Origin of the sequence: Actinoplanes sp. CA-030573, assembly GCF_050951115.1 — a bacterium.
Lineage (GTDB): Bacteria > Actinomycetota > Actinomycetes > Mycobacteriales > Micromonosporaceae > Actinoplanes.
Map to the genome: position 1 here is coordinate 947,830 of NZ_CP192038.1, position 26,269 is coordinate 974,098.

28 protein-coding genes and 1 tRNA gene are annotated in these 26,269 nt (G+C 71.1%); 22 read left to right on the forward strand and 7 right to left on the reverse strand.

All coding sequences use genetic code 11. The features are described 5' to 3' along the window. The first annotated feature begins 561 nt into the window (after window positions 1-561). The 6 genes from ACQP2F_RS04475 to ACQP2F_RS04500 all read left to right on the forward strand — a co-directional run bounded on the left by ACQP2F_RS04475 (window position 562) and on the right by ACQP2F_RS04500 (window position 6,536). Entirely contained in the window at window positions 562-1,461 is a 900-nt protein-coding gene (locus tag ACQP2F_RS04475) for a rhomboid family intramembrane serine protease (RefSeq protein ID WP_433300869.1), read from the forward strand. A 56-nt stretch (window positions 1,462-1,517) separates the two neighbouring features. Beyond that, window positions 1,518-2,252 carry a hypothetical protein gene (locus ACQP2F_RS04480; RefSeq protein WP_433300871.1) on the forward strand — a complete coding sequence of 245 codons (735 nt, stop codon included), beginning with the start codon at window positions 1,518-1,520 and terminating at the stop codon, window positions 2,250-2,252. A 3-nt stretch (window positions 2,253-2,255) separates the two neighbouring features. Further along, window positions 2,256-3,224, forward strand: coding sequence for a nucleoside triphosphate pyrophosphohydrolase (locus ACQP2F_RS04485; RefSeq protein WP_433300873.1), 969 nt, complete (start codon window positions 2,256-2,258; stop codon window positions 3,222-3,224). A 10-nt stretch (window positions 3,225-3,234) separates the two neighbouring features. Further along, entirely contained in the window at window positions 3,235-4,851 is a 1,617-nt protein-coding gene (locus ACQP2F_RS04490; RefSeq protein WP_433300875.1) for a DUF885 domain-containing protein, read from the forward strand. A 31-nt stretch (window positions 4,852-4,882) separates the two neighbouring features. Beyond that, window positions 4,883-5,674 (forward strand): HAD-IIA family hydrolase, encoded by a 792-nt coding sequence (locus ACQP2F_RS04495; RefSeq protein WP_433300877.1) that lies wholly within the window; start codon window positions 4,883-4,885, stop codon window positions 5,672-5,674. 106 nt (window positions 5,675-5,780) lie between these two features. Next, window positions 5,781-6,536: a DUF1206 domain-containing protein gene (locus ACQP2F_RS04500; RefSeq protein ID WP_433300879.1), complete on the forward strand. Its 756-nt coding sequence runs from the start codon at window positions 5,781-5,783 to the stop codon at window positions 6,534-6,536. A gap of 4 nt (window positions 6,537-6,540) precedes the next feature. Here ACQP2F_RS04500 and ACQP2F_RS04505 read toward each other — a convergent pair whose 3' ends face one another. Together ACQP2F_RS04505 and ACQP2F_RS04510 are read right to left on the reverse strand one after the other, a co-directional pair. Further along, on the reverse strand, window positions 6,541-7,224 hold the full coding sequence (locus ACQP2F_RS04505; RefSeq protein ID WP_433300881.1) for a hypothetical protein: 684 nt from the start codon (window positions 7,222-7,224) through the stop codon (window positions 6,541-6,543). 146 nt (window positions 7,225-7,370) lie between these two features. Further along, complete coding sequence (locus tag ACQP2F_RS04510) at window positions 7,371-7,994, reverse strand: hypothetical protein (RefSeq protein ID WP_433300883.1); 624 nt, start codon at window positions 7,992-7,994, stop codon at window positions 7,371-7,373. Between the two features lie 166 nt (window positions 7,995-8,160). Between ACQP2F_RS04510 and eno the strand changes: the two genes are divergently transcribed. The 8 genes from eno to ACQP2F_RS04550 all read left to right on the forward strand — a co-directional run bounded on the left by eno (window position 8,161) and on the right by ACQP2F_RS04550 (window position 15,020). Then, window positions 8,161-9,444 (forward strand): phosphopyruvate hydratase, encoded by a 1,284-nt coding sequence (eno, locus tag ACQP2F_RS04515; RefSeq protein WP_433300885.1) that lies wholly within the window; start codon window positions 8,161-8,163, stop codon window positions 9,442-9,444. A gap of 81 nt (window positions 9,445-9,525) precedes the next feature. Then, window positions 9,526-10,080 (forward strand): FtsB family cell division protein, encoded by a 555-nt coding sequence (locus ACQP2F_RS04520; RefSeq protein WP_433300887.1) that lies wholly within the window; start codon window positions 9,526-9,528, stop codon window positions 10,078-10,080. Between the two features lie 2 nt (window positions 10,081-10,082). Then, window positions 10,083-10,592 (forward strand): DUF501 domain-containing protein, encoded by a 510-nt coding sequence (locus tag ACQP2F_RS04525; protein WP_433300888.1) that lies wholly within the window; start codon window positions 10,083-10,085, stop codon window positions 10,590-10,592. Continuing rightward, a complete protein-coding gene (locus ACQP2F_RS04530) occupies window positions 10,593-11,084 on the forward strand; it encodes an amino-acid N-acetyltransferase (protein ID WP_433300889.1) in 492 nt (163 codons plus the stop codon). Further along, window positions 11,081-11,989, forward strand: coding sequence for an exopolyphosphatase (locus ACQP2F_RS04535; protein WP_433300891.1), 909 nt, complete (start codon window positions 11,081-11,083; stop codon window positions 11,987-11,989). Before ACQP2F_RS04530 ends, ACQP2F_RS04535 begins: the two co-directional genes overlap by 4 nt. Window positions 11,990-12,051: 62 nt before the next feature. Continuing rightward, complete coding sequence (locus tag ACQP2F_RS04540) at window positions 12,052-12,381, forward strand: PadR family transcriptional regulator (protein WP_433300893.1); 330 nt, start codon at window positions 12,052-12,054, stop codon at window positions 12,379-12,381. Continuing rightward, window positions 12,378-13,442, forward strand: a complete 1,065-nt coding sequence (locus tag ACQP2F_RS04545) for an HAAS signaling domain-containing protein (RefSeq protein WP_433300895.1) — start codon at window positions 12,378-12,380, stop codon at window positions 13,440-13,442. Before ACQP2F_RS04540 ends, ACQP2F_RS04545 begins: the two co-directional genes overlap by 4 nt. A gap of 501 nt (window positions 13,443-13,943) precedes the next feature. After that, entirely contained in the window at window positions 13,944-15,020 is a 1,077-nt protein-coding gene (locus ACQP2F_RS04550) for an IS110 family transposase (protein WP_433300897.1), read from the forward strand. A 457-nt stretch (window positions 15,021-15,477) separates the two neighbouring features. Here the strand turns inward: ACQP2F_RS04550 and ACQP2F_RS04555 are convergent, their stop codons facing one another. Next, window positions 15,478-16,158 (reverse strand): GNAT family N-acetyltransferase, encoded by a 681-nt coding sequence (locus tag ACQP2F_RS04555; RefSeq protein WP_433300899.1) that lies wholly within the window; start codon window positions 16,156-16,158, stop codon window positions 15,478-15,480. A gap of 35 nt (window positions 16,159-16,193) precedes the next feature. Between ACQP2F_RS04555 and ACQP2F_RS04560 the strand changes: the two genes are divergently transcribed. The 8 genes from ACQP2F_RS04560 to ACQP2F_RS04595 all read left to right on the forward strand — a co-directional run bounded on the left by ACQP2F_RS04560 (window position 16,194) and on the right by ACQP2F_RS04595 (window position 22,776). Beyond that, the gene (locus tag ACQP2F_RS04560) at window positions 16,194-16,919 is read left to right on the forward strand and encodes a uracil-DNA glycosylase (RefSeq protein WP_433300901.1); all 726 of its coding nucleotides are present in this window, start codon (window positions 16,194-16,196) and stop codon (window positions 16,917-16,919) included. Window positions 16,920-16,983: 64 nt separating this feature from the next. Next, entirely contained in the window at window positions 16,984-17,685 is a 702-nt protein-coding gene (locus ACQP2F_RS04565; RefSeq protein ID WP_433300902.1) for a DUF4129 domain-containing protein, read from the forward strand. After that, window positions 17,682-18,254: a hypothetical protein gene (locus ACQP2F_RS04570; protein ID WP_433300904.1), complete on the forward strand. Its 573-nt coding sequence runs from the start codon at window positions 17,682-17,684 to the stop codon at window positions 18,252-18,254. The genes ACQP2F_RS04565 and ACQP2F_RS04570 overlap by 4 nt, the downstream gene beginning before the upstream one ends. Window positions 18,255-18,261: 7 nt before the next feature. Then, a complete protein-coding gene (locus ACQP2F_RS04575; protein ID WP_433300906.1) occupies window positions 18,262-19,260 on the forward strand; it encodes an AAA family ATPase in 999 nt (332 codons plus the stop codon). After that, on the forward strand, window positions 19,253-20,620 hold the full coding sequence (locus ACQP2F_RS04580; protein WP_433300908.1) for a DUF58 domain-containing protein: 1,368 nt from the start codon (window positions 19,253-19,255) through the stop codon (window positions 20,618-20,620). Before ACQP2F_RS04575 ends, ACQP2F_RS04580 begins: the two co-directional genes overlap by 8 nt. Continuing rightward, on the forward strand, window positions 20,620-21,189 hold the full coding sequence (locus ACQP2F_RS04585; protein WP_433300910.1) for a hypothetical protein: 570 nt from the start codon (window positions 20,620-20,622) through the stop codon (window positions 21,187-21,189). The genes ACQP2F_RS04580 and ACQP2F_RS04585 overlap by 1 nt, the downstream gene beginning before the upstream one ends. Window positions 21,190-21,287: 98 nt before the next feature. Then, entirely contained in the window at window positions 21,288-22,646 is a 1,359-nt protein-coding gene (locus ACQP2F_RS04590) for an NAD(P)/FAD-dependent oxidoreductase (protein WP_433300912.1), read from the forward strand. 46 nt (window positions 22,647-22,692) lie between these two features. Next, window positions 22,693-22,776, forward strand: a tRNA-Leu gene (locus ACQP2F_RS04595). Here the strand turns inward: ACQP2F_RS04595 and ACQP2F_RS04600 are convergent. The 4 genes from ACQP2F_RS04600 to ACQP2F_RS04615 form a co-directional block, all read right to left on the reverse strand. After that, the gene (locus ACQP2F_RS04600; protein ID WP_433300914.1) at window positions 22,740-24,755 is read right to left on the reverse strand and encodes a recombinase family protein; all 2,016 of its coding nucleotides are present in this window, start codon (window positions 24,753-24,755) and stop codon (window positions 22,740-22,742) included. The genes ACQP2F_RS04595 and ACQP2F_RS04600 overlap by 37 nt on opposite strands. A gap of 1 nt (window position 24,756) precedes the next feature. Next, a complete protein-coding gene (locus tag ACQP2F_RS04605; RefSeq protein WP_433300916.1) occupies window positions 24,757-25,101 on the reverse strand; it encodes a hypothetical protein in 345 nt (114 codons plus the stop codon). Further along, entirely contained in the window at window positions 25,098-25,412 is a 315-nt protein-coding gene (locus ACQP2F_RS04610; RefSeq protein WP_433300918.1) for a hypothetical protein, read from the reverse strand. The genes ACQP2F_RS04605 and ACQP2F_RS04610 overlap by 4 nt, the downstream gene beginning before the upstream one ends. An 85-nt stretch (window positions 25,413-25,497) precedes the next feature. After that, on the reverse strand, window positions 25,498-25,701 hold the full coding sequence (locus ACQP2F_RS04615; protein ID WP_433300920.1) for a hypothetical protein: 204 nt from the start codon (window positions 25,699-25,701) through the stop codon (window positions 25,498-25,500). Between the last annotated feature and the right edge of the window lie 568 nt (window positions 25,702-26,269).

Consider the following 26,269-nt stretch of genomic DNA (forward strand, 5'->3'; position numbering starts at 1 on the left):
CGTCGCGCTCCGGCTCGGGTTGCGGCCACCAGTTCCCTCAGATCTTGATGACTTTTAGGCACCCGTGGTGCCCCAACTCATCAAGATCTGAGCGGATCGCGCCGCTTGAGCCAGACAAATACGAAAAGTCGCCCACCGTGACCGGCGGCAGGCTCCGCAACCACGCACCCCGTGGCCTGGCAAGCGCTTGAGCCGCACCCACCGTGACGGGCGGCAGCCACCGCGACCATGCACCCCCTGGCCTGGCGAGCGCTTGAGTTGCACCCCAACCGCGACGGGCGGCAGCCACCGCGACCACGCACCCCGTGGCCTGGCGAGCGCTTGAGCCGCACCCCACCGCGACGGGCGGCACGCACCGCGACCACGCACCCCGTGGCCTGGCGAGCGCTTGAGCCGCACCCCACCGCGACGGGCGGCACGCACCGCGACCACGCACCCCGTGGCCTGGCGAGCGCTCGAGCCGCACCCCCAGATTGCATGTGTGTATCGGTGACTGCCGCGAACGCCATCGAACGGGCACAATCGCCGGGCCCAAAACAGCCGATCACCGGGGGAGCGCTCGTGGAGACCGTAGGTGCCGAGACCACCTGCTATCGCCATCCCAAGCGGGAGACGTATGTCCGGTGCAGCCGGTGCGACCGGTTCATCTGCTCGGACTGCATGCGGGAGGCCCCGGTCGGCCAGCGCTGCCCGGAGTGCGTCAAGGGCGAGAACAAGACGGTGCGGCAGGCACGGACGATCTTCGGGGCGCGGGCGGGCGTGGCGACGGCCTACGTCACGTACACGATCATTGCGATAAACGTTCTCGCGTACGTCGTGGAGCTCGTCCACCCGGCGGTCATCAACCGGTTCGACGTCCTCGGGATCGGGCTGATCGGTGGTGACGGGCGGTACTACGTCGACGACGGGGTGCCGGTCGCCGGGTACGAGCTGATCGGCGTGCTGCATGGCGAGTGGTGGCGGCTGTTCACCGGCGCGTTCCTGCACGAGCTGCCGGGCGGCAACGGGACCGGGCTCACCCACATCCTGTTCAACATGATGTGGATCGCGACGCTCGGCACGTTCCTCGAGCGGCAGCTCGGCTGGGGGCGCTACCTCGCGCTTTACCTGCTGTCCGCGCTCGGCGGATCGGTTTTCATCGTGCTCATCGACCCGCACCAGGGCGCGATCGGGGCGTCGGGGGCCGGGTTCGGGCTGGCCGCGGCGTACTTCGTGATCACGCGCAAGCTGCACGAGTATCCGATCGACCGGAACCGGCTGATCTTCACGGCGCTGCTGTGGCTGGTGTTCGCGGCCGGGTTCACGTCGTGGCAGGGACATCTCGGCGGGTTGGTCACGGGTGCGGCGGTCGCGGCCGGTCTCGCGTACGCGCCCCGGCAGCGCCGAGAAACCGTGCAGGTGGCCGCGCTGATCGTCGTCGCCGTGGTGCTGATCGCCGCGATCGCGGCGAAGGCCATGTGATCCGGTTTCCGGGGGTCGGCGACGTGCGTCACAACAGACGTGAGAGAGTCATGGCCATGCAGCGTGCTCGTCGTTTCGCCTCCGTTGCCGCCGTCGCCACCCTGGCCGTGACCGGGCTCTCCGCCTGCCGTTCCGAGCCGTCCGTGGCTGCCTACGTGGGCGATTCCAAGATCAGTGAGTCCCGGGTGGACGGCGTCTACGACGAGGTCCGCGCGGCCACCCAGGCCGCACCGGCCGCCGCCGGCGACACGGCCGCGGCGGCGCCGCAGATCACCCGGGCCGACGTGGTTCGCACGATCGTCAGCGCCGACGTGCTGGCCAAGGTCGCCCAGCAGCACAGCGTGTCGCTGCCGGCCGACCTCCAGCTCGACGACTATGCGAGCACGTTGCACGTCCCGGCCACCACGGAGTACCTGAAGCTCTACGCCGAGGCCGACCAGTACGTACGGCTCCTGCGCCAGGGTGTGAAGAACGCGCCCGAGCCGACCGACGCCGACCTGCGCGAGATCTACGACGTACTGGTGAAGAGCGGGCAGGTCCCCGAGGGCGGCACGTTCGAGCAGTTCAAGCAGAGCCTGCCGGCGGAGAACAAGCAGCTGGTGCAGACCGCCACCGCGGTGCGCAGCGAGATCAACGAGGTCACCGGACCGCTGAAGGTCAAGGTCAACCCGCGCTACCAGCCGGCCACCATCCCGGTCCTGCAGTTCCAGACGCAGAACGGTGAGGTGCGCCCGCTGGTGTCGGCCCCGCTCGGCGAGGACACGTCGGCTCCGGTCACCGACCTCTCCTGACGCATGCCGGATCGTCGCATCGTCCTGCTCGTCACCTCGCCGCGCCTGCCGGCCGGCCTGCTGACCGCCGCGGCGTGGGACGTCGTACGGCAGCATCCGGTCTTCACCGCCACCGAGTCGGAGCAGTCGGCCGTCCTGCGGCAGTCCGGCGTGCCGGTGAGCGTGGTCGAGCCCGACCCGCAACGGCTGCTGGACGCCCTGGCCGAGCACGAGGCCGTGGTCTGGCTCGCCGGGCCGGCCGGTGACCAGGACTTCGCCCGCCACCTGGGGCTGCGCCTGACCCGGGAGCCCGATCTGGCCGAGCTCGAGCTGATGTACGGCTCGTGGGACCCGCCCGGCGCCCGGCTGCTCGACGCGGTCGCCGTCATGGACCGGCTCGTCTCGCCCGGGGGCGACCCCTGGAAGCGTGCCCAGAACCATCGCACCCTCGCGCCCTACATGCTCGAGGAGGCGTACGAGGCCTACGACGCGATCGAGGCCGGCGACCTGTCGGCGCTGCGCGAGGAGCTCGGCGACGTGCTGCTGCAGGTGGTGCTGCACGCCCGGCTGGCCGAGGAGCTGCCGGACGGCGCGGCCTGGGGCATCGACGACGTGGCTGGGGTATTGGTGGAGAAGATGGTGCGCCGCAACCCGCACGTCTTCGCCGGTGTCGAGGCGGCCGACATCGAGGAGATCACCGAGAACTGGGAGCGGATCAAGAAGGCCGAGAAGTCCCGCGACTCGATCCTCGACGGCATCGCGCTGAGCCAGCCCGCGCTGGCGCTGGCCGCCAAGATCCTTCAGCGGGTCGAGCGGGCCGGTCTGGACGTGCCGCTGCCGGCCGGCGATGACCTCGGATCGGCGCTGCTGCGGCTGGTCGCCGAGGCGCGGGCGGCGGGCGCCGACCCGGAGGCCGAGGTCCGGCGGGCGACTCTGGACTACGCCGAGGACGTGCGGAGCGCCGAACAGAGAATTGTCAGACCCCGCGAGTAGGTTTCACGGCATGCCGGAGTTTGTGCCGTTAGCCGAGAGCATCGTCGACGCCGTCCTGCGCAGCGACCCGGGCCTGGCCTCGGGCGCGGGCGACCACCGCTACGACGATCGCCTGCCCGATCTCTCGCCCGGCGCGGTGTCCGAGCGGGTGTCGATGCTGCGTGACGCGGCCGACGCGCTGGCCGGCATCGATCCCGAGGCCTTCGGCCCGGAAGACCAGGTCGATCACGCGATTCTCTCGGCCATGGTGGAGCGCGGGCTTTTCGAGCTGACGGATGTACGGGAACACGAGTGGAACCCGCTTCACCACAACCCCGGCCCGCTGCTGCACGCCCTGATCTCCCGGCCCTTCGCGCCGGTCGAGGAGCGGCTGGCCAGCCTCGGCGGCCGGCTCGCGGCGATCCCCGACGCGCTGGCCACCGCCCGGGCCGTGCTGCGCGACGTGCCGCGCATCCACGCCGAGACCGCGGTGGGCCAGTTCGCCGGCACGGCCGCGCTCATCCGCGACGAGCTGCCCGCGCTGCTCGAGCAGGAGCCGGGCATGCGGTCGGCGGTCGAGCCCGCGGCCGCGGCGGCGCTGGGCGCGCTGGCCGAGTTCGAGGACTGGCTGCGGGCCCGTCTCGACAGCGGCGAGCCCGGCCGCGACCCGCGTCTCGGCCGTCCGCTGTGGGAGGCGCGGCTCTGGCACACGCTCGACACCGAGCTGCCCGCGGCCGAGGTGCTGTCCCGGGCCCGCGAGCGGCTCGACCGGGTCGGCGCCGAGCTGCGCGCCGCCGCGGCCGAGCTGGTCGGCGGCCCCGAGACCGACGAGACGGTCCGCCGCGCGCTCGGCACGCTGGCCGCCGATCACCCCGACGACGCCACGATCATCCACCTGGCCCGCCGCACGATGGACGAGGCGACCGAGTTCGTCCGGAAGAACGACGTGCTCACCCTGCTCGACGACCCGTGCGTGATCGAGGAGATGCCGGAGTTCGCCCGGGGCGTCTCGGCCGCGTACTGCGACCCGCCCGGCCCGCTCGAGACCGCCGACGTGCCCACGTTCTACTGCATCTCGCCGACCCCCGCGGGCTGGTCGCCGCAGCGCGTCGAGTCGTTCTACCGCGAATACAACGACCACATGCTGCGCAACCTGACCGTCCACGAGGCGATGCCCGGTCACTTCCTGCAGCTCGCCCACGCCCGCCGGTTCCGGGCCGCGACCCGGGTGCGCGCGCTCGGCTGGTCCGGCCCGTTCGTCGAGGGCTGGGCGGTCTACACCGAGGAGCTGATGGCCGGCCTCGGCTTCGGCGGGCTGCCGGTGCGGCTCCAGCAGCTGAAGATGCAGCTCCGGATGAGCCTCAACGCCGTCATCGACCAGCTGGTCCACTGCGAGGAACTGCCCGAGGCCGAGGCGATGGCGATGATGACCGGCCCCGGCTTCCAGGAGGAGGGCGAGGCGGCCGGCAAGTGGCGCCGCGCCTTGCTCACGTCGACCCAGCTGAGCACGTACTTCGTCGGCTACACCGAGGTCGCCGCGATCGCCGCCGCCCGCCCGTTCGGCGCGACCCCCAAGGCCTGGCACGACGCCATGCTGGCACACGGCTCCCCGCCGCCGCGCCACTTGCGCACGCTGCTCGGCGTCTGATGGCGCTCTGCGCCGCGGTGGTGGGCGTCCGATGCTACTGCTGATTGACCTCGACGGGACGACCTACACGAGCGAGGGGGCGATCGAGGGCGCCGCCGCGGCGCTGGCGCAACTGCGGGCCGAGGGCCACATGCTTCGCTTCCTCACCAACACCGACTCGCGCTCCACGGCAAGCATGCTGGCGTTGGTTCGCGCACGCGGGGCCGAGGTTGCCCGGGACGAGTTGTTCACGTCGCTGACGGCCGCCGAGGAGCTGCTGGCGGCTGAGGGGCCGCTGGTGGACGGTGGCGTGCGGGTCTTTGCGGTGACCAACGACGAGGTCGCCGCCCAGCTGGGCGAGCGCTTTTCGCTCGGAGGCGGCTCGGGAGTCACCCATGTGGTGGTGGGCGACGTGCGGGCCTCGCTCTCCTACGACCTGCTCGACGAGGCGTTCCGGGCATTGCGTGGCGGCGCCCGCCTGATCGCGCTGCAGAAAGGGCGCTTCTTTCTCGATGGCGGGGAGGCGCATCTCGACACCGGCGCGTTCGTGGCCGGGCTCGAGTTCGGGGCGGGGGTCGAGGCGACCGTGGTCGGGAAGCCGAGCGTCGCCTTCCTCGAGCTTGCGGTTCGCTCGACAGGGGAAGTCTTCGCGCGCGGAGACATCTGGGTGGTGGGCGACGACGTCACCACGGATGTGCGAATGGGCCGCGACGCCGGGGCACGCACGGTGCTGGTGCGCACCGGGAAATATCGGCTGCAGCGCGACCGGCCGGGCACGCCCGACCACGTGATCGACAGCTTGGCCGTTCTGCCGGCCTTGCTGCGAGGCGCGAAGCGGGGCTGATGCCGCGGGCCGAGGCGGGCGCGATGTCGGCGGAGGTTTCGGCGGGCGGCCGTTCGGTGACTCTGGGCGCGTGAATGCCGTCGCCGCGCGTGCTGTTCGGTCTCCCTTGCTTGAGCACCTCACCCGGGCCGGGCTGGTGGGCTACGGCGCTCTGCATCTGCTGTTCGCGTGGGTGATCCTGCGCATCGCGTTCGGGCGGGCGCCGGCCGACGGGGATCAGTCGGGGGCGTTGCACACGGTCGCCAGCAAGCCGTTCGGGGCCGCCCTCATCGCGGCGATCGTGGTCGGGCTGGTGGCGATGACGGTGTGGCAGGCCGTCGAGGCGGTCGCCGGGCATCGGGACGAGCGCGGGCGGCACCGGGTCTACGAGCGGGTCGCCTCGGCTGGGCGGGCGGCCTTCTACGCGTACGTGGCCTGGAGCGGGGTGAAGGTCTTGAAGGGCAAGAAGACGTCGAGCGCCGATGCTCAGGAGCAGGCCAGCCAGGATCTGATGGTGTCGGGCGGCGGGCGTCTCACGGTGGCGGCCGCGGGGGTCGCGGTCGTCGTGATCGGGGCGGGGCTGGCGATCTACGGGCTGGCCGGCAAGTTCGAGAAGCACCTGAAGGCGGGACGGCGGAATCCGGCGGTCCGCACGCTGGGGATCGTGGGCTATGCGGCCAAGGGCGGCGCCTACGCGATCGCGGGCGTGCTGCTGGTGCTGGCGGCGGTGCGCTACGACCCGGACAAGGCGCGGGGGCTCGACGCGGCGCTGCGGGCGATGGCGGGGCACGCGTACGGAACCTGGCTGCTGACGGTGACGGCGCTCGGCATCGCGGCCTACGGGCTGTTCGGGCTGGTGCAGGCGCGTTACCGCAAGGTCTGACGCATCAGCGCTTGTCGGACAGCTGGGCCGAAGGGGGCAGGTCGAACGACGACGGGGCGGCCTTGTCGTCGTACGCGATGAGGGCCTGCTCCAGCCTCTTGCCGGCGATGGTGGCGGTGAAGCTGCCGAGCGCGCCCTCGTTGGTGACGCAGAGGCCGAACTCGGACGCCGGCGTGCCGTCGACGCGGGTGAGATCGAGGCAGGTCGCGTGCCGGCCGGCGATCGTGGTGTCGCGCTGGGTGGCGTTCACGTCGCGATCGAGGGCGGCCGTGTTGAGCAGCGCCAGGGCCGCCTCCGCGGTGACCAGGTCGCTGCCGGCCAGCGGCAGCGCGGTGGCCGGCGCCGGGTCGGTCTCGGTGCACTTCGGTCGGGCGTCGCCGGCGCAGCGGATGGTCCCGGTGGCCGTTTCGAGCAGGCGGCCGCCGGGATAGACGTACGTCGTGCGGGTCGGCTGCTGCGCCTGGGTGACCGTCGCCGTGGCGCCGCCGGCCAGGTGGTAGGTCGCGGTGTAGGTGAGGCCGGTCACCCGGGCGAGCTGCACCGACAGCTCGGACACCAGGTCGTCGTGGCCGATGCCGGCCGCGCTCGCCTCGTCGAGGCCCGTGCACCCGGTCGCGCCCAGCAGCGTCGCGCCCAGCAGCATCGCCGCGGAGGCGGCGACGGCGAGCGGCGCGGGACGGGACGGCACGCCTGCCACCTTGGCCCATGCGCGCAAGCCCGCGCAAACGAGTATCGGCGCGGGCGAGCCTTGTGCGGGCCCGGGTCCACCGGTGCGATGCGCCGCGGGCCGTGGCGATCAGAGCGGCGATGTCGCGTCGGCGGGGCGGCGCCGGCTCAGAGTCCCCGTCGGCGGGACAGGAGCTGGTGCTGCATGATGTAGCGCCGGATGATCTTCGCCTGGCCCTCGTCCTGGTCGTCGAAGAGCGCCACCATCTCGACCGAGAGCGGGCCGCGGACCGGCACCTGCTGCCGCATCGAGCTGGCCTTGAGCACGGTCGCCGGGAACGCCACCAGCTCGCCGCCGACGTTGATGCGCAGCGTCATCTCGTCGCCGGGCTTGACGTGCACGTCGGTGAAGTGGGCGCGGACGGCTCGCTCGCTCATGTCGTGCACGGTGCCGGTGGCGTCCTCGTGGTCGTCCCGGCTCATCACGATCGGCTCGCCACCGCCGCCGCGCACGAACGACCGGCTCTGCAGCACCAGCGGCTCGCCGGTGAAGTGGATCTCGACCCGGTTGCCGTCGACGGCGGCGACGTGGCCCTCCTGCGCGTACCGGCCGCGCGGGGCGGCCGCCCAGCGGAGCTCGACCGTCGAATGCTCGGGCGGCACGTGCGCCCGGGCCAGGGAGAGCGTGATCACGGTGCCCGAGGCGTGCACCACCCGGACTTCGGGAAGCGTTTCGCCGTACGAGGTCATCTCGATGTAAGACCCGTCCGGCGGGAGCATGTCAGCACTCATAGTGCCCGGGATATCGGCAACCCGCTCGCACCCATTAGCGATAGTCGGACCGAAGTTCACCGGCCGCGCGTACGGCCGTCAACCGTCCCCGATACGCTCAGACCCGTGGTCGGCCGCAGGGTCGCGGTCGGAGAACTGCAGCCTATGAATGGGAGCGACACGACACATGGCCACCATCGAAGCGATCGTCGCCCGCGAGATTCTCGACTCCCGGGGCAACCCGACCGTCGAGGTCGAGGTCGGGCTGGACGACGGCACGGTCGGCCGCGCCGCGGTGCCTTCGGGCGCCTCGACCGGCGCATTCGAGGCGCTCGAGTTGCGCGACGGCGACAAGGGTCGCTACCTGGGCAAGGGCGTGGAGAAAGCCGTTGCCAACATCGAAGACAAGATCGCCGACGAGCTGGTCGGCTACGAGGCGAGCGAGCAGCGCCTGATCGACCAGAAGATGCTCGACCTCGACGGCACCGCGGACAAGAGCGAGCTGGGCGCGAACGCGATCCTGGGCGTCTCGCTCGCCGTGGCCAAGGCGGCGGCGCAGAGCGCCGAGCTGCCCCTGTTCCGGTACGTCGGTGGCCCGAACGCGGCCGTTCTGCCGGTCCCGATGATGAACATCCTGAACGGTGGCGCGCACGCCGACTCGAACGTCGACGTGCAGGAGTTCATGATCGCCCCGATCGGCGCGCCGACCTTCCGCGAGGCGCTGCGCACGGGCGCCGAGGTCTACCACGCGCTCAAGTCGGTGCTGAAGAAGAAGGGCCTCTCGACCGGCCTCGGCGACGAGGGCGGCTTCGCCCCGAGCCTGCCGGCCAACGCGGCCGCGCTCGACCTGATCGCCGAGGCCGTGCAGGCCGCCGGCTTCACCCTGGGCACCGACATCGTCCTGGCCATGGACGTGGCGGCGACCGAGTTCTACAAGGACGGGTCGTACGTCTTCGAGGGCTCGCCCAAGTCGACCGACGAGATGATCAACTACTACTCGAAGCTCGCCGGCGACTACCCGATCGTCTCGATCGAGGACCCGCTGGCCGAGGAGGACTGGGCCGGCTGGAGCGCGATGACCTCGCAGCTCGGCGGCAAGATCCAGATCGTCGGCGACGACCTGTTCGTCACCAACCCGACCCGCATCGGCCGGGGCATCGCCGAGGGCGCCGCCAACGCCGTGCTCGTCAAGGTCAACCAGATCGGATCGCTGACCGAGACCCTCGACGCCGTCGACCTCGCCCACCGGGCCGGCTTCAAGACGATGATGTCGCACCGCTCGGGCGAGACCGAGGACACCACGATCGCCGACCTGGCCGTCGCGGTGGGCAGCGGCCAGATCAAGACCGGCGCCCCGGCCCGCTCGGACCGGGTCGCCAAGTACAACCAGCTCCTGCGCATCGAGGAGCAGCTGGAGAGCGCGGCCCGGTACGCCGGTGCGGGCGCTTTCCCGCGTTACCGGGCCGCGTAACGCCCGGGCCGCAGATCATGGAGTTTGTGGCACCCTGAAACCGGGTGCCACAATCCATGACGGCCGAGCGGGGGAGCAGGGGTGACGACACAGCGACGCGCACCGAGCGGACAGGGCCCGGCCCGCCGACCCGGATCGTCGCGGGTGCGCACGACCGGCTCGACCCGGGTGCAGACCCGCACCCGGGCCCGTCCCGCGCCGACCCGCCGCACCGTGAACGTGGGAACGGGCCCGGCCAAGCGCACCGCCGCACCACGGCCGCGGGCGCTGACCGGCCGGGCGACCGTCCTCATCGTCGTCTTCGTCGCGCTGGCGCTGGCCTACACGTACCCGCTGCGGGTCTATCTCGCCCAGGAGTCGCAGATCGCCCAGCTGGAGGCCGCGCGCACGGCCAAGACCAAGGCGATCGCCGACAAGCAGCAGGAGCTGCAGAAGTGGCAGGACCCGGAATATCTGCGGGCCCAGGCTCGCGAGAAGCTGTTCTACGTGCGGCCCGGCGAGACGCCGCTGCTGGTGCTGAACAATCCGGCCGCCGCCGCGGCCGACCCGAACAAGCCGGCGGCGGCCGCGCCCGACCGCTGGTACGACACGCTGTGGAACAGCGTCCGAGCCGCCGACGCGGAGTCTCCGAACTGACCATGGAACAACCCTCCCCAGCCGACCTCGCGATCGTGGCGGCGCAGCTCGGCCGCACGCCCCGGGGCACCCGGGCGATCGCGCACCGCTGCCCCTGCGGCAACCCCGACGTGGTCGAGACGACGCCGCGCCTGCCGGACGGCACGCCCTTTCCCACGCTCTTCTATCTGACCTGTCCGCACGCGACGGCCGCCTGCAGCCGGCTGGAGTCGGCCGGGGTCATGCGCGACATGCAGCAGCGGCTGTCCACCGATCCCGAGCTGGCCGAGCGTTACGAGAAGGCGGCCGAGGACTATCTGGCCCGGCGCAAAGCCATCGAGGACGTGCCGGAGATCGCGCACGTGGCCGCCGGTGGCATGCCCGACCGGGTGAAGTGCCTGCATGTGCACCTCGGGCACGCGTTGGCGGCCGGCCGCGGGGTAAACCCCTTCGGCGACGAGGTACGGGACGCGGTCGAACCCTGGTGGGCCGACGGGCCGTGCGTTTCTTTAGCCGACAAAAAGGACGAGTAGGTGGAAATCCGGCGGGCCAAGACCGGTGATGTCCGGGCGATCCGGGCGCTGGTCGACGCGTACACGGCCGACCGCCGTTTGTTGAGCAAGGCCACGGTCACGCTCTACGAGGCGGTGCAGGAGTTCTGGGTCGCCGTCGAGGGGGAGACCGTCGTCGGGTGCGGCGCGCTGCACGTGATGTGGGAGGACCTGGCCGAGATCCGCACGGTCGCCGTCGATCCCGCCTGCCGGGGCCGCAAGATCGGGCACAAGATCGTCTCCCAGCTCCTCGACGTGGCCCGTGACCTGGGCGTCCGCCGCGTCTTCTGCCTCACCTTCGAGACCCGGTTCTTCGGCTCCTTCGGGTTCACCGAGATCGACGGCGCTCCGGTTCCGCATGCCGTCTACGAGCAACTTCTCCGCTCGTACGACGAGGGTGTCGCCGAGTTCCTCGATCTCGAACGGGTCAAGCCGAACACGCTGGGGAACACGAGAATGCTGCTGCACCTATGAGGGTCGCCGCGATCGACTGCGGGACCAACTCCATCCGCCTGCTCATCGCCGACGTGGCCAGCGGGCGGCTGACCGACATCAGCCGGCGCATGGAGATCGTGCGGCTCGGCGAGGGTGTCGACCGCACCGGACGGCTCTCCGACGCCGCGCTTTCCCGAACCCGAAAGGCCCTCATCTCGTACGCGTCGGAGATCGCCGATCTTGGCATTTCTCACGTACGAATGTGCGCCACCTCGGCGTCCCGTGACGCGTCCAACGCGGCCGAGTTCCGGGCGATGGTCCGCGGCGTGCTCGGCGTCGACCCCGAGGTGATCACCGGGGACGAGGAGGCGCGGCTTTCGTTCGCGGGGGCGGTCGCCGGTCTCGACGCCGAACCGCCCTATCTGATCTTCGACATCGGCGGCGGGTCGACCGAGTTCGTGACCGGCTCCCGTGCCGTCGAGCGGGCGATCTCGATGGACATCGGCTGCGTGCGGATGACCGAGCGGCATCTGCACAGCGATCCGCCGACGGAGGCCGAGATCGCGGCGGCTTCTTCGGACATTTCGGACGCCGTTGATGCGGCGCTGGCTGCTGTCTCCGCTCCGGCGGGCGTCACTCTCGTCGGGCTCGCCGGCACGGTCACCACGGTGACGGCGCTGGCTCTGGGCCTTCCGTCCTACCAGGCCGATCGCATCCACCACGCGCGGATCACTCGCGACCAGGTCGCGGCGGTGGCCGGCAAGCTGCTCGGGATGACGGTGGCCGAGCGGCTGGCGCTGCCGGTGATGCATCCCGGGCGGGCCGACGTGATCGGCGGGGGCGCGCTCATCCTGCAGATCATCATGGACCGGGCCGGGGCGTCGTCGGTGATCGCGTCCGAACACGACATCCTCGACGGGATCGCGTTCTCGATCGCTCGCTGACGGTGCTGGTGCCGCTATTGTCTTCTTGACGGTACTTCGCAGTGCACACTACTGTGCACCGCGTGGACACGACCCAACTGCTCAAGGGCGTGCTGGATCTGGCCGTGCTGGCGGCGCTGCGCGACGAGGACGGCTACGGCTACGACATCCTGCGCCGGTTGCGGGCGGCCGGGCTCGACGAGGTCGGCGACGCCTCGGTCTACGGCACGCTGCGGCGGCTGTTCAACGGCGGCTTCCTGACGACGTACGTGGTGCCCAGCGACGAGGGCCCGCACCGCAAGTACTACGGGCTCAACGCGGCCGGCCGGGCGGAGTTGCACCGGTCGGGCAAGATCTGGCACGGCTTCGCATCCACCATGGACGATCTGCTGCGCGAGCGGGGGGCGGCGTGAACCACGAGATCAACGCGTATGTCGACGAGGTGCGGCGGGAGCTGGCCGGCCTCTCCCCGGAGCTGCGCGAGGAGCTTCTCGAGGACCTTCCGGAACACCTGGCCGAGGTGCTGGCGGACGGGGGCGGCACGCTGGTCGAGAGGCTGGGCTCTCCCCGGGCGTACGCGTCGGAGCTGCGCGCCACCGCCGGCCTGGTCGGCGGCTTCCCGGACCCACCGCCCGCCCGTTTCGCCGCCTTGCTGGAGGCGCGCGACCAGGCCCTCGAGGTGGTGGACCGGGTGGACCGCCGGGTCGGCCCGATGATCGGCTACGAGCGCGCCGCCGACTTCCTCGTGCTGCTGCGTCCCGCGTGGTGGGTGCTGCGCGGCTACCTGGCCGCGATGGCGGTGGCCTACCTGCTCTCCGAGTCGTCCGGCGGCAGCAACCTGGGCCTGCTCCCGCGCATCGGCGGCAGCGCCCTGGTCGCGATCGTCCTGCTCGGCGGCTGCGTGATCCTCTCGATCGTCCTCGGCAAGCGCTCGGCGTCCCTGGCCCGCACGCCGCGCCTGGCCCTGCGCTCGGCCACGGCGGTGCTGCTCATCTTCGCGCTGGCCGGCTTCGCGAGCGCCGACAGCGACGTCCGGGACCCGAACTTCAGCGACGCCAACTACGGCTACAGCGACGCGAACCCGTACAGCAACATCATGGACGTATACGTCTACGACAGCCAGGGCCGCTTGGTCCCCGGGGCGCGGCTGTACGACCAGGACGGTTCGCCGATCCAACTGGGCAACAACTACTGCCTGGACGAGGTGACGGGGGAGAGCGTGCGGTCGCGGAACATGGGGTATCCGTTCTGTCCCGAGAATGCGCCGTTCGGGCCGAGCGCTTCCGCGTCCCCCTCGGGCTCGTCGTCAGGGTCGCCCTCGTTGGGTTCGGGTTCGGCGGTTACGCCGTCAGGGGCGGTCGCGCCGTCGGGAGCGGTCGCGCCGTCGGGAGCGGTCGCGCCGCCCAGGGCGCAGGAGGCGTCGCGATCAGCGGCGGTCGCGCCTTCTCCGACCGCGTCGTTCCTGACGCGCTGAGTCCGGGGGTGCTGCCGGCGAGACGCGGGGGTTGGTGGCACCGCCGTTCGGTGGCTCCGGCGGAGGTCTCACCGCGGCAACTCGTTGTCGTAGCTCGTCCCTGCAGCCCGTCGGGCGGCTCGCGTTGGCAGCTCTGTGAGTCTCCAACCCGCCGATTGCCGCGCCTAGCCCCGCCGATTGCCTCGCTCAACCCACCCCCGCCTCGCTCAACCCACCCCCACCCTCGACTGGGTGGGGCGACTTTACGGCGCGGCTACGACTGTGAGGATGTTGAGTGCTGCTCGGGGCTGGGGTCTGACCCGGGTTACGACAGGCCTGTGATGCCTTGAAAATGATCTGTCGGCTTCCGTCCCGGGCAGCGCTTACTGCCGCCGGACCGGCACACGAGCGTGTCCCGATAGGGGCCTTGCCGCTAACAAGGCACCGTCACAGTCCTGACCGCTTCGGGCCGGCCCGGCGACGGCGTCCGTCCGCCTGAGCCGTCAGGAGAGCCGAACAACCATGCCCAGCATCACCCACCACCGCAGCGCCGGCCAGGACCACCCCCGGACCGGAGAAATCGTTCTTGGCATCGACACCCATGCCGACACCCACACCGGCGCGGTCCTCGACCACCACGGCGCCCTGCTGGACACCCGCACCTTCCCGGCCACCAGCCTCGGCTACCAAGCCCTGCACGCCTGGGCGGACACCTTCGGCCGGATCTGGCGGGCCGGCATCGAGGGCAGCCACTCCTACGGCGCCGCCCTCACCCGGCACCTGCACACCCACGGGATCGTGGTTATCGAGGTCAACCAGCCCGACCGCCACGACCGGCGACGCCGCGGCAAAACCGACACCATCGACGCCGAAACCGCAGCCCGCGCCGTGCTATCGGGCCGATGCACCGCCCTGGCCAAAACCAGCGACGGGCACACCGAACGCCTGCGACTGTTCCAGCTCGCGAAAACCTCCGCGGTCAAAGCCCGCACCCAAGCGATCAACCAACTCAAAGCCATCCTCGTCGGCGCCGACCCCGCCCTACGCGAAACCCTGTCCGGACTCGGCACCACTCGACTGATCCGCGCCTGCGCCGAGCTGACCTGCGACACCCTCGACGAAACCCTGTTCGCCACCCGCTACACCCTGCGACTACTCGCCCGCCGCATCCAAGACCTCACCAACCAGAGCGACGAACTGACCCAACACATCACCCGCGCCATCACCGCCAGCCGCCCCGCGCTGCTCCACCAACACGGCGTCGGCCCCGACACCGCCGCCACCCTGCTGATCACCATCGGCGACAACCCGCACCGCATCCATAACCAAGCCGCGTTCGCCGCCCTCTGCGGCAGCAACCCGATCAACGCCTCATCCGGCAAAACCAACCGCCACCGACTCAACCGCGGCGGCGACCGCCAAGCCAACCGAGCCCTCTACACCATCGCCCTCACCCGACTCGCCACCCACCAACCCACCCGCGACTACATGACCCGCCGCACCACCGAAGGCAAAACCAAACGCGAGATCATCCGCTGCCTCAAACGCTACATAGCCCGCCAGCTATACCCCCTCCTCACCAGCCCCTCCACCACTTGACACCCATAGGGGCATCATTTTCGGCGAGTTATCCACAGTGCCTGTGCGACGCCGCGGGGCCGCTGGACCGCCGACCTGCCGGTGCGCGGGATCGCCTGGCATGCCGGTCCGCGGGCCGCCACGCCCGGTGACCCTCATTCACTGCCGCACTTCTCCTGGCAATCTTGATGACTCCCGGCGAGACGGGCACGTCGACTCATCACGCCTCGATGCGACTGGACCGCTCGCCCGCGCCCACACCGCAGCCTGATGAATTGCCGTCTCCACGGCGCCGCAACTTATCAAGATCGAGGGCTCGGCCTGCGCCGGTGCGCGCAGCCTGCGCCGGCCCGCGTCGCGTCGGTCCGCGTCGCGTCGGTCCGCGTCGCGCCGGTCCGCGTCGCGTCGGTCCGCGTCGCGTCGGTCCGCGCCGTGCCGGTCCGCGCCGTGCCGGCCCTCCCGGCGCCGGCCCTCCCCGCTAAAGGGGCGTCATCAGCGCCTCAGCACCCACCGGCCGATACCCCGCCGCCGAGAACGCCCGCAAACTCCGCGCGTTACCCGCCGCCACCTGCGACCACAGAAACTCGCCCGGCGGAATCAGGTGCCGGGCCGCCACCGCGAGCGCCCGCCCCAGGCCCCGATCGCGCCCCTCCGGCGAAACGTCCAGCGCCACCTCCCACCGCCCGGCGACGCCGCGCCCCAGGATGACGACCGCGCCCGAGGCGGTCCACACCCGTACGTCGTCGCGATGCGAAAGCGCCCGCCGCACGCGCGGGTGACCCGGGTCGGTGATCTCCCGAAGCGACAACGACAACGACGACGACAACGACAACGACGACGACGACAACGACGGCGGCCCCGCGAGCCCCGCCGCCACCGACAGCACGTCGATCGTGTCCGTGCGGCGGCCCGTCCGCGCCAGCAGCGCCGCCAGGAACGGTGGGCTCATCGCCGCGGCCAGCGAGTCGGCGCTGGTCCGGGTCAGCGCCGCGCGCACCCACGCCGGGTCCTCGTCGGTGAAGACGACCGAGTGCGCCGTGAAGGCGACGACCCCGGCATCGCGGTACGACGGCTGCGGGACGATCCGCGTCGTACCGTCGTCGGGGGGAAACGTTCCCGCCGCCACCGCTTCCAAGATCTCTGCCAGCGTCTGTCCCATAGGCCCATCTTGGTAGCGTGGGTGGGTGAGCGACGATGATCAAGGATCCGAAGGCGAGCGCCGCGAGCTCCGCCTCACTCAGCGTGCTCGACGAGCGGATCACTGACTGCTTCGCCTGCCCCCGGCTGGTCGCTTGGCGTGAGGAAGTTGCGCGCACGAAGCGTGCCTCCTTCCGCGATCAGGACTACTGGGGACGGCCCATTCCGGGCTTCGGCCCGGCGGACGCGGAGATCGGCATTCTCGGCCTCGCGCCGGCGGCGCACGGCGGCAACCGGACCGGCCGCATCTTCACCGGGGACCGCTCGGGCGACGTGCTCTTCGCCGCGCTCTACCGCGCCGGTCTGGCCAACCAGCCGACCAGCGTCGCGGCCGACGACGGACTCACAATCAACAACACCAGGATCTTCGCTTCCGTACGCTGCGCGCCGCCCGACAACAAGCCGACCCCCGAGGAACGGGACACCTGCGCCCCGTGGCTGCACCGGGAGCTCCAGCTGATCCGGCCGGCGCTGAAGGTCGTGGTCGCCCTCGGCGCCTTCGCCTGGGCCAGCTGGTGGCCGGCGGTGACCGCGGTATATGGCACAAAGGCGCCCGTGCCTCGGCCCAAGTTCGGCCACGGCGCCGAGGTCCACCAGGACGGCCTGCCGGTCCTGCTGGGATGTTTCCACGTCAGCCAGCAGAACACGTTCACCGGCCGGCTCACCCCGGCGATGCTCGACGACGTGTTCGGCCGTGCGAAGACACTCGCGGGCCTGGCATGATTCGGCACAGCCGAATTCCGGATCGCCGAACTCCGGATCGCCGAACGAAACTGAGCCTGCACTGATGGATCTCGCCGCTGTGCGCCGCTGGTGGCCCCTCGCCGCCGTCCTCGTGCTGCTCTTCGTCACCGCGCTGACGGCCACCCGGTCGGCGCCCCAGCTCGACCAGATCCAGCCCGACGCGACGCCCACCACTGCGCCTCTTCTGCCGCGCACCGAGCCCAGCGCCACCACCGGCGCCCCCCAGCCGCCGGATGCGGCCAAGGGCCTGCCCGACTGGCTCGGCACCGCGGCCCTGCTGCTGCTGGGTGTCGTGGCGCTGGTCGTGATCGGGCTGGTGATCTGGGCGTTCGCGCGCGACCAGGTCAAGCGCCGCGGGCGCCGCCGGGGCCGCGGCGCCGGGCCGGCCAAGCAGGGCGGCCGCACCGCCGACGAGCTGGTCGCCGCCCTCGACGCCGGGCTCGAGGAGCTCTCCGACACCGACCGCGACCCGCGCCGGGCGATCATCGCCTGCTGGGTGCGGCTGGAGCAGGCGGCCGCCGCGGCCGGCACCCCGCGCCACCCCGGCGACAGCCCCACCGACCTGGTCGGCCGGCTGCTGCGCGAGCAGCAGGTCGACGCCCAGGTGCTCGCCGCGCTGCTGGCCGTCTACCGTGAGGCCCGCTACGCGACGCACACCGTCGACAACCAGATGCGCCGGCAGGCGATCAGCGCGCTCGAGCGGCTGCGGGCCGACCTCGGCGCCGGCGCGGGGGCACTGTCGTGAGCGACGGCGGCCTCGACGATCTCTTCAGCGCCCCGGACGAGCCGGCCGACCAGTCCGAGCCGGTGACCAGGCAGCGCTCGCGGGCGATGTGGGCGCTGCGCAACCTGCTGCTGGTCGCCGCGCTGACGGTGGTGACCGTGGCCGCCATCCGCTACTCCGGCAACCAGGTCTCCGTCCTGCTGGTGGCGGCCTTCTACGCCGGCCTGCGGCTGGTCGTCCTCGCCGTGCAGGAGGTGGCGCCGCCCGCGCTGCCCAAGCGGCGGGCCGGCGGGGCGGGCAAGGAGGACACGGCGAGCGACTCGCTGCGGGCGGCCGTACGCCGGTGGGAGCGCAACCTCGACCGGGCGCACGCCGACGCGGATCTCTATGCGCGTAACGTTCTGCCGGTGCTCGCGGAGCTCACCGACGAGCGGTTGCGGCTGCGCCACGGCATCACCCGGGCCTCCGACCCACGCCGGGCCCGTGAGCTGCTCGGCGACCCGTTGTGGGCGGCGCTGCACGACCCGGGTCGGCGCGCGGCCAAGGCGAGTGAGCTCGAGACCTACGTGACAGCGTTGGAACGACTGTGAGAAAGGTGTGCCGGTGACCGAGAACGCCCTTCCCCCGTACGAGGTGGGCAGGTTGGCCGGTGCCGTCCTCGACTCGGTCGGCAGTGTCGTGGTCGGCAAGCGCGAGTCGCTGGAGCTGGTGCTGGCCGGCATCCTGGCCGGCGGGCACGTGCTGCTCGAGGACCTGCCGGGCCTGGGCAAGACGCTGACCGCGCGCAGCTTCGCGCAGTCGCTCGGACTCGACTTCCGCCGCCTGCAGTTCACGCCCGACCTGCTGCCGGCCGACGTCACCGGCTCGTTCCTCTACGACCAGCGCAAGGGCGACTTCGCGTTCCGGGCCGGCCCGGTCTTCACCAACATGCTGCTGGCCGACGAGATCAACCGGACGCCGCCGAAGACGCAGGCCGCGCTGCTCGAGGCCATGCAGGAGAAGCAGGTGTCGGTCGAGGGCGTGACCTACCGCCTCGACCCGCCGTTCCACGTGCTCGCCACCGCGAACCCGATCGAGTACGAGGGCACCTACCCGCTGCCCGAGGCCCAGCTCGACCGCTTCCTGATCCGGGTCTCGTTCGGCTACCCGACCGCCGAGGAGGAGTGGGACGTGCTGCGCCGCCGCATGTCCCGCCGCCAGGAGGAGGCGTTCCTGCAGCCGGTGGTCGACGCCCGGACGCTGCAGGCGATGCAGGCCGCGCTCGAGTCGATCACGGTCGAGGACTCGATCGGCCGCTACATCGTGGCGCTGACCGCGGCCACCCGCGAGCACGCATCGGTGCTGGTCGGCTCCTCGCCGCGCGGCTCGCTGGCGCTGCTGCTGCTGGCCCGGGCGCGGGCGGCGATGGCCGGCCGCGACTTCGTGGTCCCCGAGGACGTCAAGGACGTGGCCGTGCCCGCCCTGGCCCACCGCATCACGCTGCGGCCCGAGATGTGGCTGCGCCGCGTCGACCCGGCCTTCGTGGTGCAGGAGGTGCTGACCAACGTGCCGGCGCCGGCCAGCGGCGCGCTGCCGACCTATGCGCGGCATGACTGACCGGGTGACGCTGCGGCACTCGGTGCCGCCGTCCGCGGTCGCCGAGGCCGAGGCGTGGTCGGCGCCGGCCTGGGTGCCGACCCGGGCGCTCGGCCGATCGGTGCTGCTCACCGGCCTGTTGCTGCTGCTCGGCGTGGCGCTGGGCCGGGTCGACCTGGTGCTGCTGGGCGCTCCGTTCGCCATCGGCGCGGCGGTGGGGCTGCGCCGGATGCCGCGCTCGGCGCCCGAGCTGCTGATCTCCGGGGACGAGGAGCACACGGTGGAGGGCGGCCATGTCGAGGCCGCCGTCACGGTCAGCAATCCGGACGTCATCCCGTACGACCTCGTGGTCCTTCGCACCCGCACTTCGCGCTGGTTGAAGTTGGAGCAGGCCGACCGGCCGTTCGCGATCTCGGTGCCGCGCGACGGCTGGTACTCGGTGGAGCTGCCCGGCGACGCGCTGCGCTGGGGCCGGCAACAGGTGGGTCCGGCGGCGGCGCGGGTGGCCGCCTGCAACGGGTTGCTCGCCTGCCGGCCGGTGGTGGTGTCGGGCCAGGGCGTGCGGGTCTATCCGGTCACCGAGCCGTTCAACGCGACGGAGGCGATGCCGGCCGCGGCCGGCCTGGTGGGCAACCATCGCTCCCGGCGTCCCGGCGAGGGCGGAGAGCTTGCGGGCGTACGCCCGTTCGCGCCCGGCGATCGACTCCGGCGCATCGATTGGCGGGTCTCGCTGCGGACGCGCGATCTGCACGTCGCCTCCACGCTCTCCGACCGCGACGCCGAGGTGCTCCTGCTGCTCGACGTGCTCGGCGAGGTGGGCGTCTCGGGCGGCGTCGGGGGCAGCGCGTCGGTCCTGGACACGACCGTCCGGGCCGCGGCCGCGATCGCCGAGCACTACCTGCAGCGCGGCGACCGCGTGTCCCTGCTGGAGTACGGCGCCCAGGCCCGCCGGCTGCGCCCGGCCACCGGCCGCCGGCAGTACCTGACCGTGCTCGAGTGGCTGCTCGACGTGCGGCCCGACCCGGTCGAGCTGGACGAGGACGACTACGAGAACGTCTTCGGCGTGCACCACGTCTCGTCCGACGCCCTGGTCATGGTGCTGACCCCGCTGGTCGACCCGCGCTCGGCCGACATGCTGGCCCAGCTCACCCGCTCCGGCCGGTACGTGGTGGCGGTCGACACGCTGCCCGCGGGCGCGGCGCCGGCGAACCGCAACCAGTGGACGCCGCTGGCCACCCGGCTGTGGCGGATCGAGCGGGAGAACGTGCTGGGCCGCCTGCGCGAGCACGGCGTGCCGGTGGTGGCCTGGGCCGGGGCCGGCAGCCTCGACCTGGTGCTGCGGGACGTGGCCCGGCTCGCGTCGGCGCCGAGGGGGCGCTGATGGCGAGCGTCATGGCCAAGCAGGTCGAGGCGGTCCGGGTGGTCCTGTCCCGGGCCACCGCGATCCCGTTCCTGGTGCGGTGCGGCATCGGTCTGTGTGGGCTGGCCGCGATGTTCGTCGCCTGGCCCACCGAGGTCACCACCAGTCAGTACACGTCGCCGTTGCTGGTGCTGACCGCGCTCTACCCGGCGGTCGCGCCGCGCGGCCGGGGCGCCACGTTCTCGGCGCTGGTCGTGGTGGCCGGGTGGATCACGGCCACGACCGGGGAGCTCGGGTCGCGGGTCGGGCTCGCCCCGGTGCTGACGCTGGCCACACTGCTCTACATCGGACACAGTCTCACGGCGCTCGCGGCCGTCCTCCCGTACGACGCGATGGTGAGTCTCGACATGGTCGGCGGGTGGATGCTCCGCGCCGCGGCGGTCGTGCTGGTCTCGGCGGTACTCACGGTGGTCGCGCTGGGACTGTCGGCTGATCTGGCCGGCGGCGCGTTCCTGCTGGCCACGCTGGTCGGCATCGCCGGCGCCGTGGGCGCCACGCTGGTCATAGCACGCCTTTTGCAGAGAGCGTGAAATCTGCTGGAAATATGTGCGTCACAGCACTTGACAAACCGACTTGTGATACATCACAGAACAGCGCACCGCGGGGCGCGACGCGCGACAATATTCACGTGAATCCGCAGCGCATCGTTGTCGTAGGAGCAGGCCACGTCGGGTTGTACGCGGCCCTGCGCCTGTCCAAGAAGCTCAACCGGCGCCGCGCCGAGGTGGTCGTCGTCGACCCCCAGCCGCACATGACGTACCAGCCGTTCCTCCCCGAGGCGGCGGCCGGCAACATCAGCCCGCGGCACTCGGTCGTCCCGCTCCGTCGCGAGCTCTCCCGGTGCCGCATCGTGTCCGGCGAGGTCACGAAGATCGAGCACGCGCGCAAGACGGTCACCATCCAGCCGATCGACGGCCCGTCCACGGAGATGGAGTACGACCACATCATCGTGGCTCCGGGCTCGGTCTCGCGCACCCTGCCGGTTCCCGGCCTGCGCGAGCGCGGCATCGGTTTCAAGACCATCGGTGAGGCCATCTACCTGCGCAACCACATCCTGGACCGGCTCGACGTCGCGGCGGTCACCCCCGACCCGGCGGTGCGCAAGGCATCGCTCACGTTCGTCTTCGTCGGCGGCGGCTTCGCCGGCATCGAGGCGCTCGCGGAGATGGAGGACGTCGTCCGCGACGCGCTGCAGTACTACCCCGACCTGGACCCGTCCGAGCTCAAGTTCGTGCTGGTCGAGGCCACGAACCGGATCCTGCCCGAGGTAGGACCACAAATGGGCGCGTACGCCGCCCGCGCCCTCACGGCTCGCAACATCGACCTGCGTCTGGACACCCGGCTCGAGTCGTGCGTCGACGGCGAGATCGTCCTCAGCGACGGCGACCGCTTCCAGGCCGAGACCCTGGTCTGGACGGCCGGCGTGAAGCCGTCGCCGATGCTCGACCGCACCGACCTGCCGCGCGGCCCCCGCGGGCACGTCACCTGCCTGCCCACGCTGCAGGTGGTCTCCGCCGACGGGACGGTCCTCGACGGGGTGTGGAGCGCCGGCGACTGTGCCCAGGTGCCCGACCTGACCAACCCCGGGGCGTACTGCTCGCCGAGCGCCCAACACGCCGTGCGCCAGGCTCGGGTCCTGGCCGACAACATCCGTACCGTCATCCTGGGCGGCCTGCCCAAGGAATACCGCCACAAGTACGTCGGCAGCGTCGCCGGCCTCGGCCTGTACAAGGGCGTGGCCCACGTCTACGGCATCAAGGTCAAGGGCTGGCCGGCGTGGTTCATGCACCGCACGTACCACATGAGCCGAATCCCGTCGTTCAACCGAAAGGTCCGGGTCCTCGCCGACTGGACCTTGGCCTTCGTCCTGCGCCGCGAGACGGTCGCCCTGGGCCAGCTGCACGCCCCGCGCTCAGAGTTCACCGACGTCACGCCGCCGGTGGCCCTCCCCGACGACCGCCACCCGGTCGGCGCCGGAGTCCGCTAGTCCGATTCCACCGCCCGGGCGGCAACCGATACGGTGTTACTCGCCCGCCCGGGTGGTGGAATGGCAGACACGGCCGCCTTAAAAGCGGCTGCCTCACAAAGGCGTGCGGGTTCGAGACCCGCCCCGGGCACCCTGAAGATCCACAACGAGATCATCAGCTTTCGGTTGAGCTGCGCTGTGTGACCCACTGGGGACACGCAAGGGATCCGCAACTGGGTCGGGCGTGCCGTCCGCCGAGTCGAGGATCCTCTGCACGGTGGCGCTGAGCATGGTCGCGGTCTCTCCGGTGATCGTGACGCGTAGGTCCAGTTCGTTGGTGCGGTCGTCGTAGCGCAGTTCAAGGTGGAAGGCATCGAAAAGGCGTCGCCGTTGCGCTTCCGGAAGTCGGCTGACGGCGAAATCTGTCTTGGGAATCGCTTCCAATAGCGCCGGGTTGGTTTCTCGCGTGGCCTGGCCTTGCTCAGTGAGTTCGGCGAGCAGGTCCGTCTTCTTTCGCAGGTCGGCGATGATTGTCCGGAATCGCTCCTGAATTCCGGACCGCCAGGCTTGGTCGAAGCTCTCGTCTCCGGACGGCTCGAACTGCTCGAGCTCGGTGATGAGGTTGGTCTGGCGGCGCTGAAGAGCCGCGATCTCCCTCGTGAGTGCAGCCGTGTGTTCCTCGACGTCGTTGCGGGTGGTGGGTCGGTCTTCCTCCGTGGCCAGGAATCCGGCGCGTGCTTCGCCGAAGATCCGTCGCTCGAAGAAGCTGTTGAGCAGCGGGATGATCTCGTCTTCGCGAACGGTCACGTGCGGCGGATGGGCGTCGAACCATGGGAGATGCGCGTGGTGTCGTGGCTTCGGTGTGCACCGGTAGTACGTGCTCTTGTGCACGGTGTGGCCCCACATGCGTCGGTCGCAGAGCGCGTGGCGTAGATAGCTCCGGAGCAGGTAGGTCTTCTTTGCTAACGGGTTCGGCGTGGCGTCGGACCGCGAGCCCTGGCGGAATCTGCCGACCGTGCTGGCCGCTTCGAAGATCTCGCGAGTGACCAAGGGCTCGTGGGTCGGCAGGGCGGACCACACCCAGGCGGAGGGCGGGTTAACCTTGCCGCGGATGCCGCGTTCCGGCCGGGGCCGTTTACGGCGGTTCCAGACCATGTATCCGGTGTGCTTGGGGTTGTCGAGAACCTCGCGGACGTTGCTGGCCGTCCAAGCGCCGACCCGGTGGCGGCGGCCTTCTCCGATGATCGGGTCTGGTGGCGGGTAGCTGTCGGGGTCGCGGTTGAGGCGGTCGGCGATGGCCTGGTAGCCGATTCGATCCAAAGCTCGGAGGAGGAAGATTCGGGTGACCACCGGCCCGCGTACGGGATCCGGGACCAGGCGGTGCTTAGTCCGACCCTGCTCGGCCTTGTTCTTGACGGGGTGCCGCGTCTTGACGGCCGCGTAGCCGTACGGCGGTTTGCCGATGTTGAAGCCCTGGTTGGTGTGGGCTTTAGTGCCGCCCCAGGACAGCTCCAGCATGTTCAGCACGTACCACTCGGCGATGGCCTGCTTGATGCGCCGGGTCAGGGTGGGTGTGGCCCGGCGGAATGGCGCGGCGCGTTTGTCGAGCCCCGGCACTGCGGACGGATCGATGCCCTCGTCGGCGGCCAGCAGAGCGACGCCGGCCTGCTCGAGCTCGTATTCGATCTTCGTGCTGAAGTAGGTGGTCCGGGCGACCCGCTCGATCGATTCGCAGACCACCGCCACGAAGCGCCGGTCCGGGCGCTGCGCCTCGGCGAGCAGGTCCGCGATCCCGCCGTCGCGCGGGATGGGGATATCGAACTGCTCGTGTGCGGTGCCGGAGCCTCGGCGTTCGACGCTCTTGCGCCCGGATTCGACGTCGTAGAACTTCGCCACGATGACGAATCCTGTTGGGAGCGCGTTGCGCGAACTCTCCAGCTGGCGGGGGAGGGAGAGAGTGGGATCCTGCGCGTCGTCGGTCGAGGTGCGGCCCATCCACGCGACCGGCACCGCTGCCTGCTGGAGCGTTTCGGGGACGTTCTGGTCGGCAACGACACGAAGCCAATCCAGCAGGGTCGCCTCGTCACCAGCCTCGATGGGGTGCGAAACCTCGGGCGGTTGCGCGGTCATGTCATCCTCCGTCTTTCTCGTCGGGTAGGTGGCTGGCGAACCACTCGAGCGCGTCGCTGATGGCCGCCCCTTGCCGCTTGATCAGCTCCTCGGCGGCGATTCCGTGAACCACCACGAACGTGATTTTCAGGCTGAGCGGATCGGTGTCAGGGTGCTGCGTCGCGCCGGCCTGGGCCGACGCACCATAACTTGACTCATCTGCCGGCGGGCTCGGCTTGTCGGCTCTGTCGCCGGGCGACAGAGCGCTGTCGCGTTGGCCGGTCGCGGTGTCACGGGTGACAAGGAACTGGCGCGGATTCTGACGCCCCGGGCCGCGACCGCTGTCGCCGCTGTCATGGGGTGTCACGGCCGCCGCCCCGGACGTCCGAATTTCACCGGCGTGGAGCGGGTGGTCTGTCGTGGGGTGTCGGCGTCGCTGTCGCGGTCTGACGCCGCCGGCTCATGGCCGGCCGCGTAGGTGGAGGTGACGTGTGCCGTCGTGGGCGCCTCTGTCGCGACGGTGCCGCCCAGGGCGGTGCGCCAGAGGATGATCGGTGCCGTGTCGTGAGCAGTCATCGGCGGGTTGCCCCGTGCCGACCGGCCGTGTTCGCACTTCACAAAGGCGTCGTTGCGGTCCGGTACGCGGCGTTCGTGGGGCCGTTCCAGGCCAACAGCCACCCAACAGAGACCTGTTGTTGGGCGGTGGTGATTCCAACGGTCATCGGCCAACAGCGCTCCGACCTGCTCTGTTGGCCGTGTTGGATCACGTGACCAGGCCCAACGCGGTCAGGTGATCTCCTCGCGGTCCTGTTGGGTCGGTGTTGGGCGGCCCGGCCGCGACGGATGCCGCGTTGGGCGCCCAACCGGAGGCCTTGGCAGACAGGATGTCCAGCCGTACGGCGCCCCCGTCCGCGCTCGGGGGGATCGCGTCGGCGTCGGCCTGAGCGGGCTTCGTTCGCACCAGCATTCGACCTCGGTGGGCGACTAATGCTCGGCTGCCCACCTGACGCGCAACTGTGAAGGCTGCTCAGGCCATCCTGCGGCGGCCGCCGGTCTGAACCGCCCAATGCGACTGCCCGACCGGCGCTGTCGTCGTGGCCTTGGCTCGAATTGGCTCTGTCGGCCTGAGCCCGGTCTGTTGTCCGGTCCAGATGTCGGCCCGGACCCGGCACCGCCCGGCCGACCTCAGGCCGACCCTCCATGCCCAACACCGCAGCTAGGAGCCGCTGTGCCAGCTACTCGGCTGGCCCGACTCTTCCCTATAGGGGAAGTCTCCCGACCGGGGAGCAGCTTATGCTGTCGGCGTTCCGGGTTGATGTGGCGCGCTCGGGACCAGCATCAATGGCCGCCGTTCGCGCGGTGCCGCTGAGCCGGGGTGAGTGCCCCCGCGCGCCCGACCAGGTTGTATGACTGCGTCGGTCGCGTCGCCCAACTCGACGTGCTGGCAGGGCGTGGCGGGTTGACCGCTGCGGGCAGGACGGCGGTGGTCATCGCGCCACACTGCGGACACCACCGGCTCTTGACCTTGAAGCTGA

What these genes read in the sequence shown, in the direction of transcription:
- ACQP2F_RS04480 (WP_433300871.1), top strand. Translation starts at nt 1,518, where the DNA reads ATGCAGCGTGCTCGTCGTTTCGCCTCCGTTGCCGCCGTCGCCACCCTG.
- ACQP2F_RS04485 (WP_433300873.1), top strand. Translation starts at nt 2,256, where the DNA reads ATGCCGGATCGTCGCATCGTCCTGCTCGTCACCTCGCCGCGCCTGCCG.
- ACQP2F_RS04490 (WP_433300875.1), top strand. Translation starts at nt 3,235, where the DNA reads ATGCCGGAGTTTGTGCCGTTAGCCGAGAGCATCGTCGACGCCGTCCTG.
- ACQP2F_RS04495 (WP_433300877.1), top strand. Translation starts at nt 4,883, where the DNA reads ATGCTACTGCTGATTGACCTCGACGGGACGACCTACACGAGCGAGGGG.
- ACQP2F_RS04510 (WP_433300883.1), bottom strand. Translation starts at nt 7,994, where the DNA reads ATGAGTGCTGACATGCTCCCGCCGGACGGGTCTTACATCGAGATGACC.
- eno (WP_433300885.1), top strand. Translation starts at nt 8,161, where the DNA reads ATGGCCACCATCGAAGCGATCGTCGCCCGCGAGATTCTCGACTCCCGG.
- ACQP2F_RS04525 (WP_433300888.1), top strand. Translation starts at nt 10,083, where the DNA reads ATGGAACAACCCTCCCCAGCCGACCTCGCGATCGTGGCGGCGCAGCTC.
- ACQP2F_RS04535 (WP_433300891.1), top strand. Translation starts at nt 11,081, where the DNA reads ATGAGGGTCGCCGCGATCGACTGCGGGACCAACTCCATCCGCCTGCTC.
- ACQP2F_RS04550 (WP_433300897.1), top strand. Translation starts at nt 13,944, where the DNA reads ATGCCCAGCATCACCCACCACCGCAGCGCCGGCCAGGACCACCCCCGG.
- ACQP2F_RS04555 (WP_433300899.1), bottom strand. Translation starts at nt 16,158, where the DNA reads ATGGGACAGACGCTGGCAGAGATCTTGGAAGCGGTGGCGGCGGGAACG.
- ACQP2F_RS04560 (WP_433300901.1), top strand. Translation starts at nt 16,194, where the DNA reads ATGATCAAGGATCCGAAGGCGAGCGCCGCGAGCTCCGCCTCACTCAGC.
- ACQP2F_RS04565 (WP_433300902.1), top strand. Translation starts at nt 16,984, where the DNA reads ATGGATCTCGCCGCTGTGCGCCGCTGGTGGCCCCTCGCCGCCGTCCTC.
- ACQP2F_RS04580 (WP_433300908.1), top strand. Translation starts at nt 19,253, where the DNA reads ATGACTGACCGGGTGACGCTGCGGCACTCGGTGCCGCCGTCCGCGGTC.
- ACQP2F_RS04585 (WP_433300910.1), top strand. Translation starts at nt 20,620, where the DNA reads ATGGCGAGCGTCATGGCCAAGCAGGTCGAGGCGGTCCGGGTGGTCCTG.
- ACQP2F_RS04600 (WP_433300914.1), bottom strand. Translation starts at nt 24,755, where the DNA reads ATGACCGCGCAACCGCCCGAGGTTTCGCACCCCATCGAGGCTGGTGAC.
- ACQP2F_RS04615 (WP_433300920.1), bottom strand. Translation starts at nt 25,701, where the DNA reads ATGCTGGTGCGAACGAAGCCCGCTCAGGCCGACGCCGACGCGATCCCC.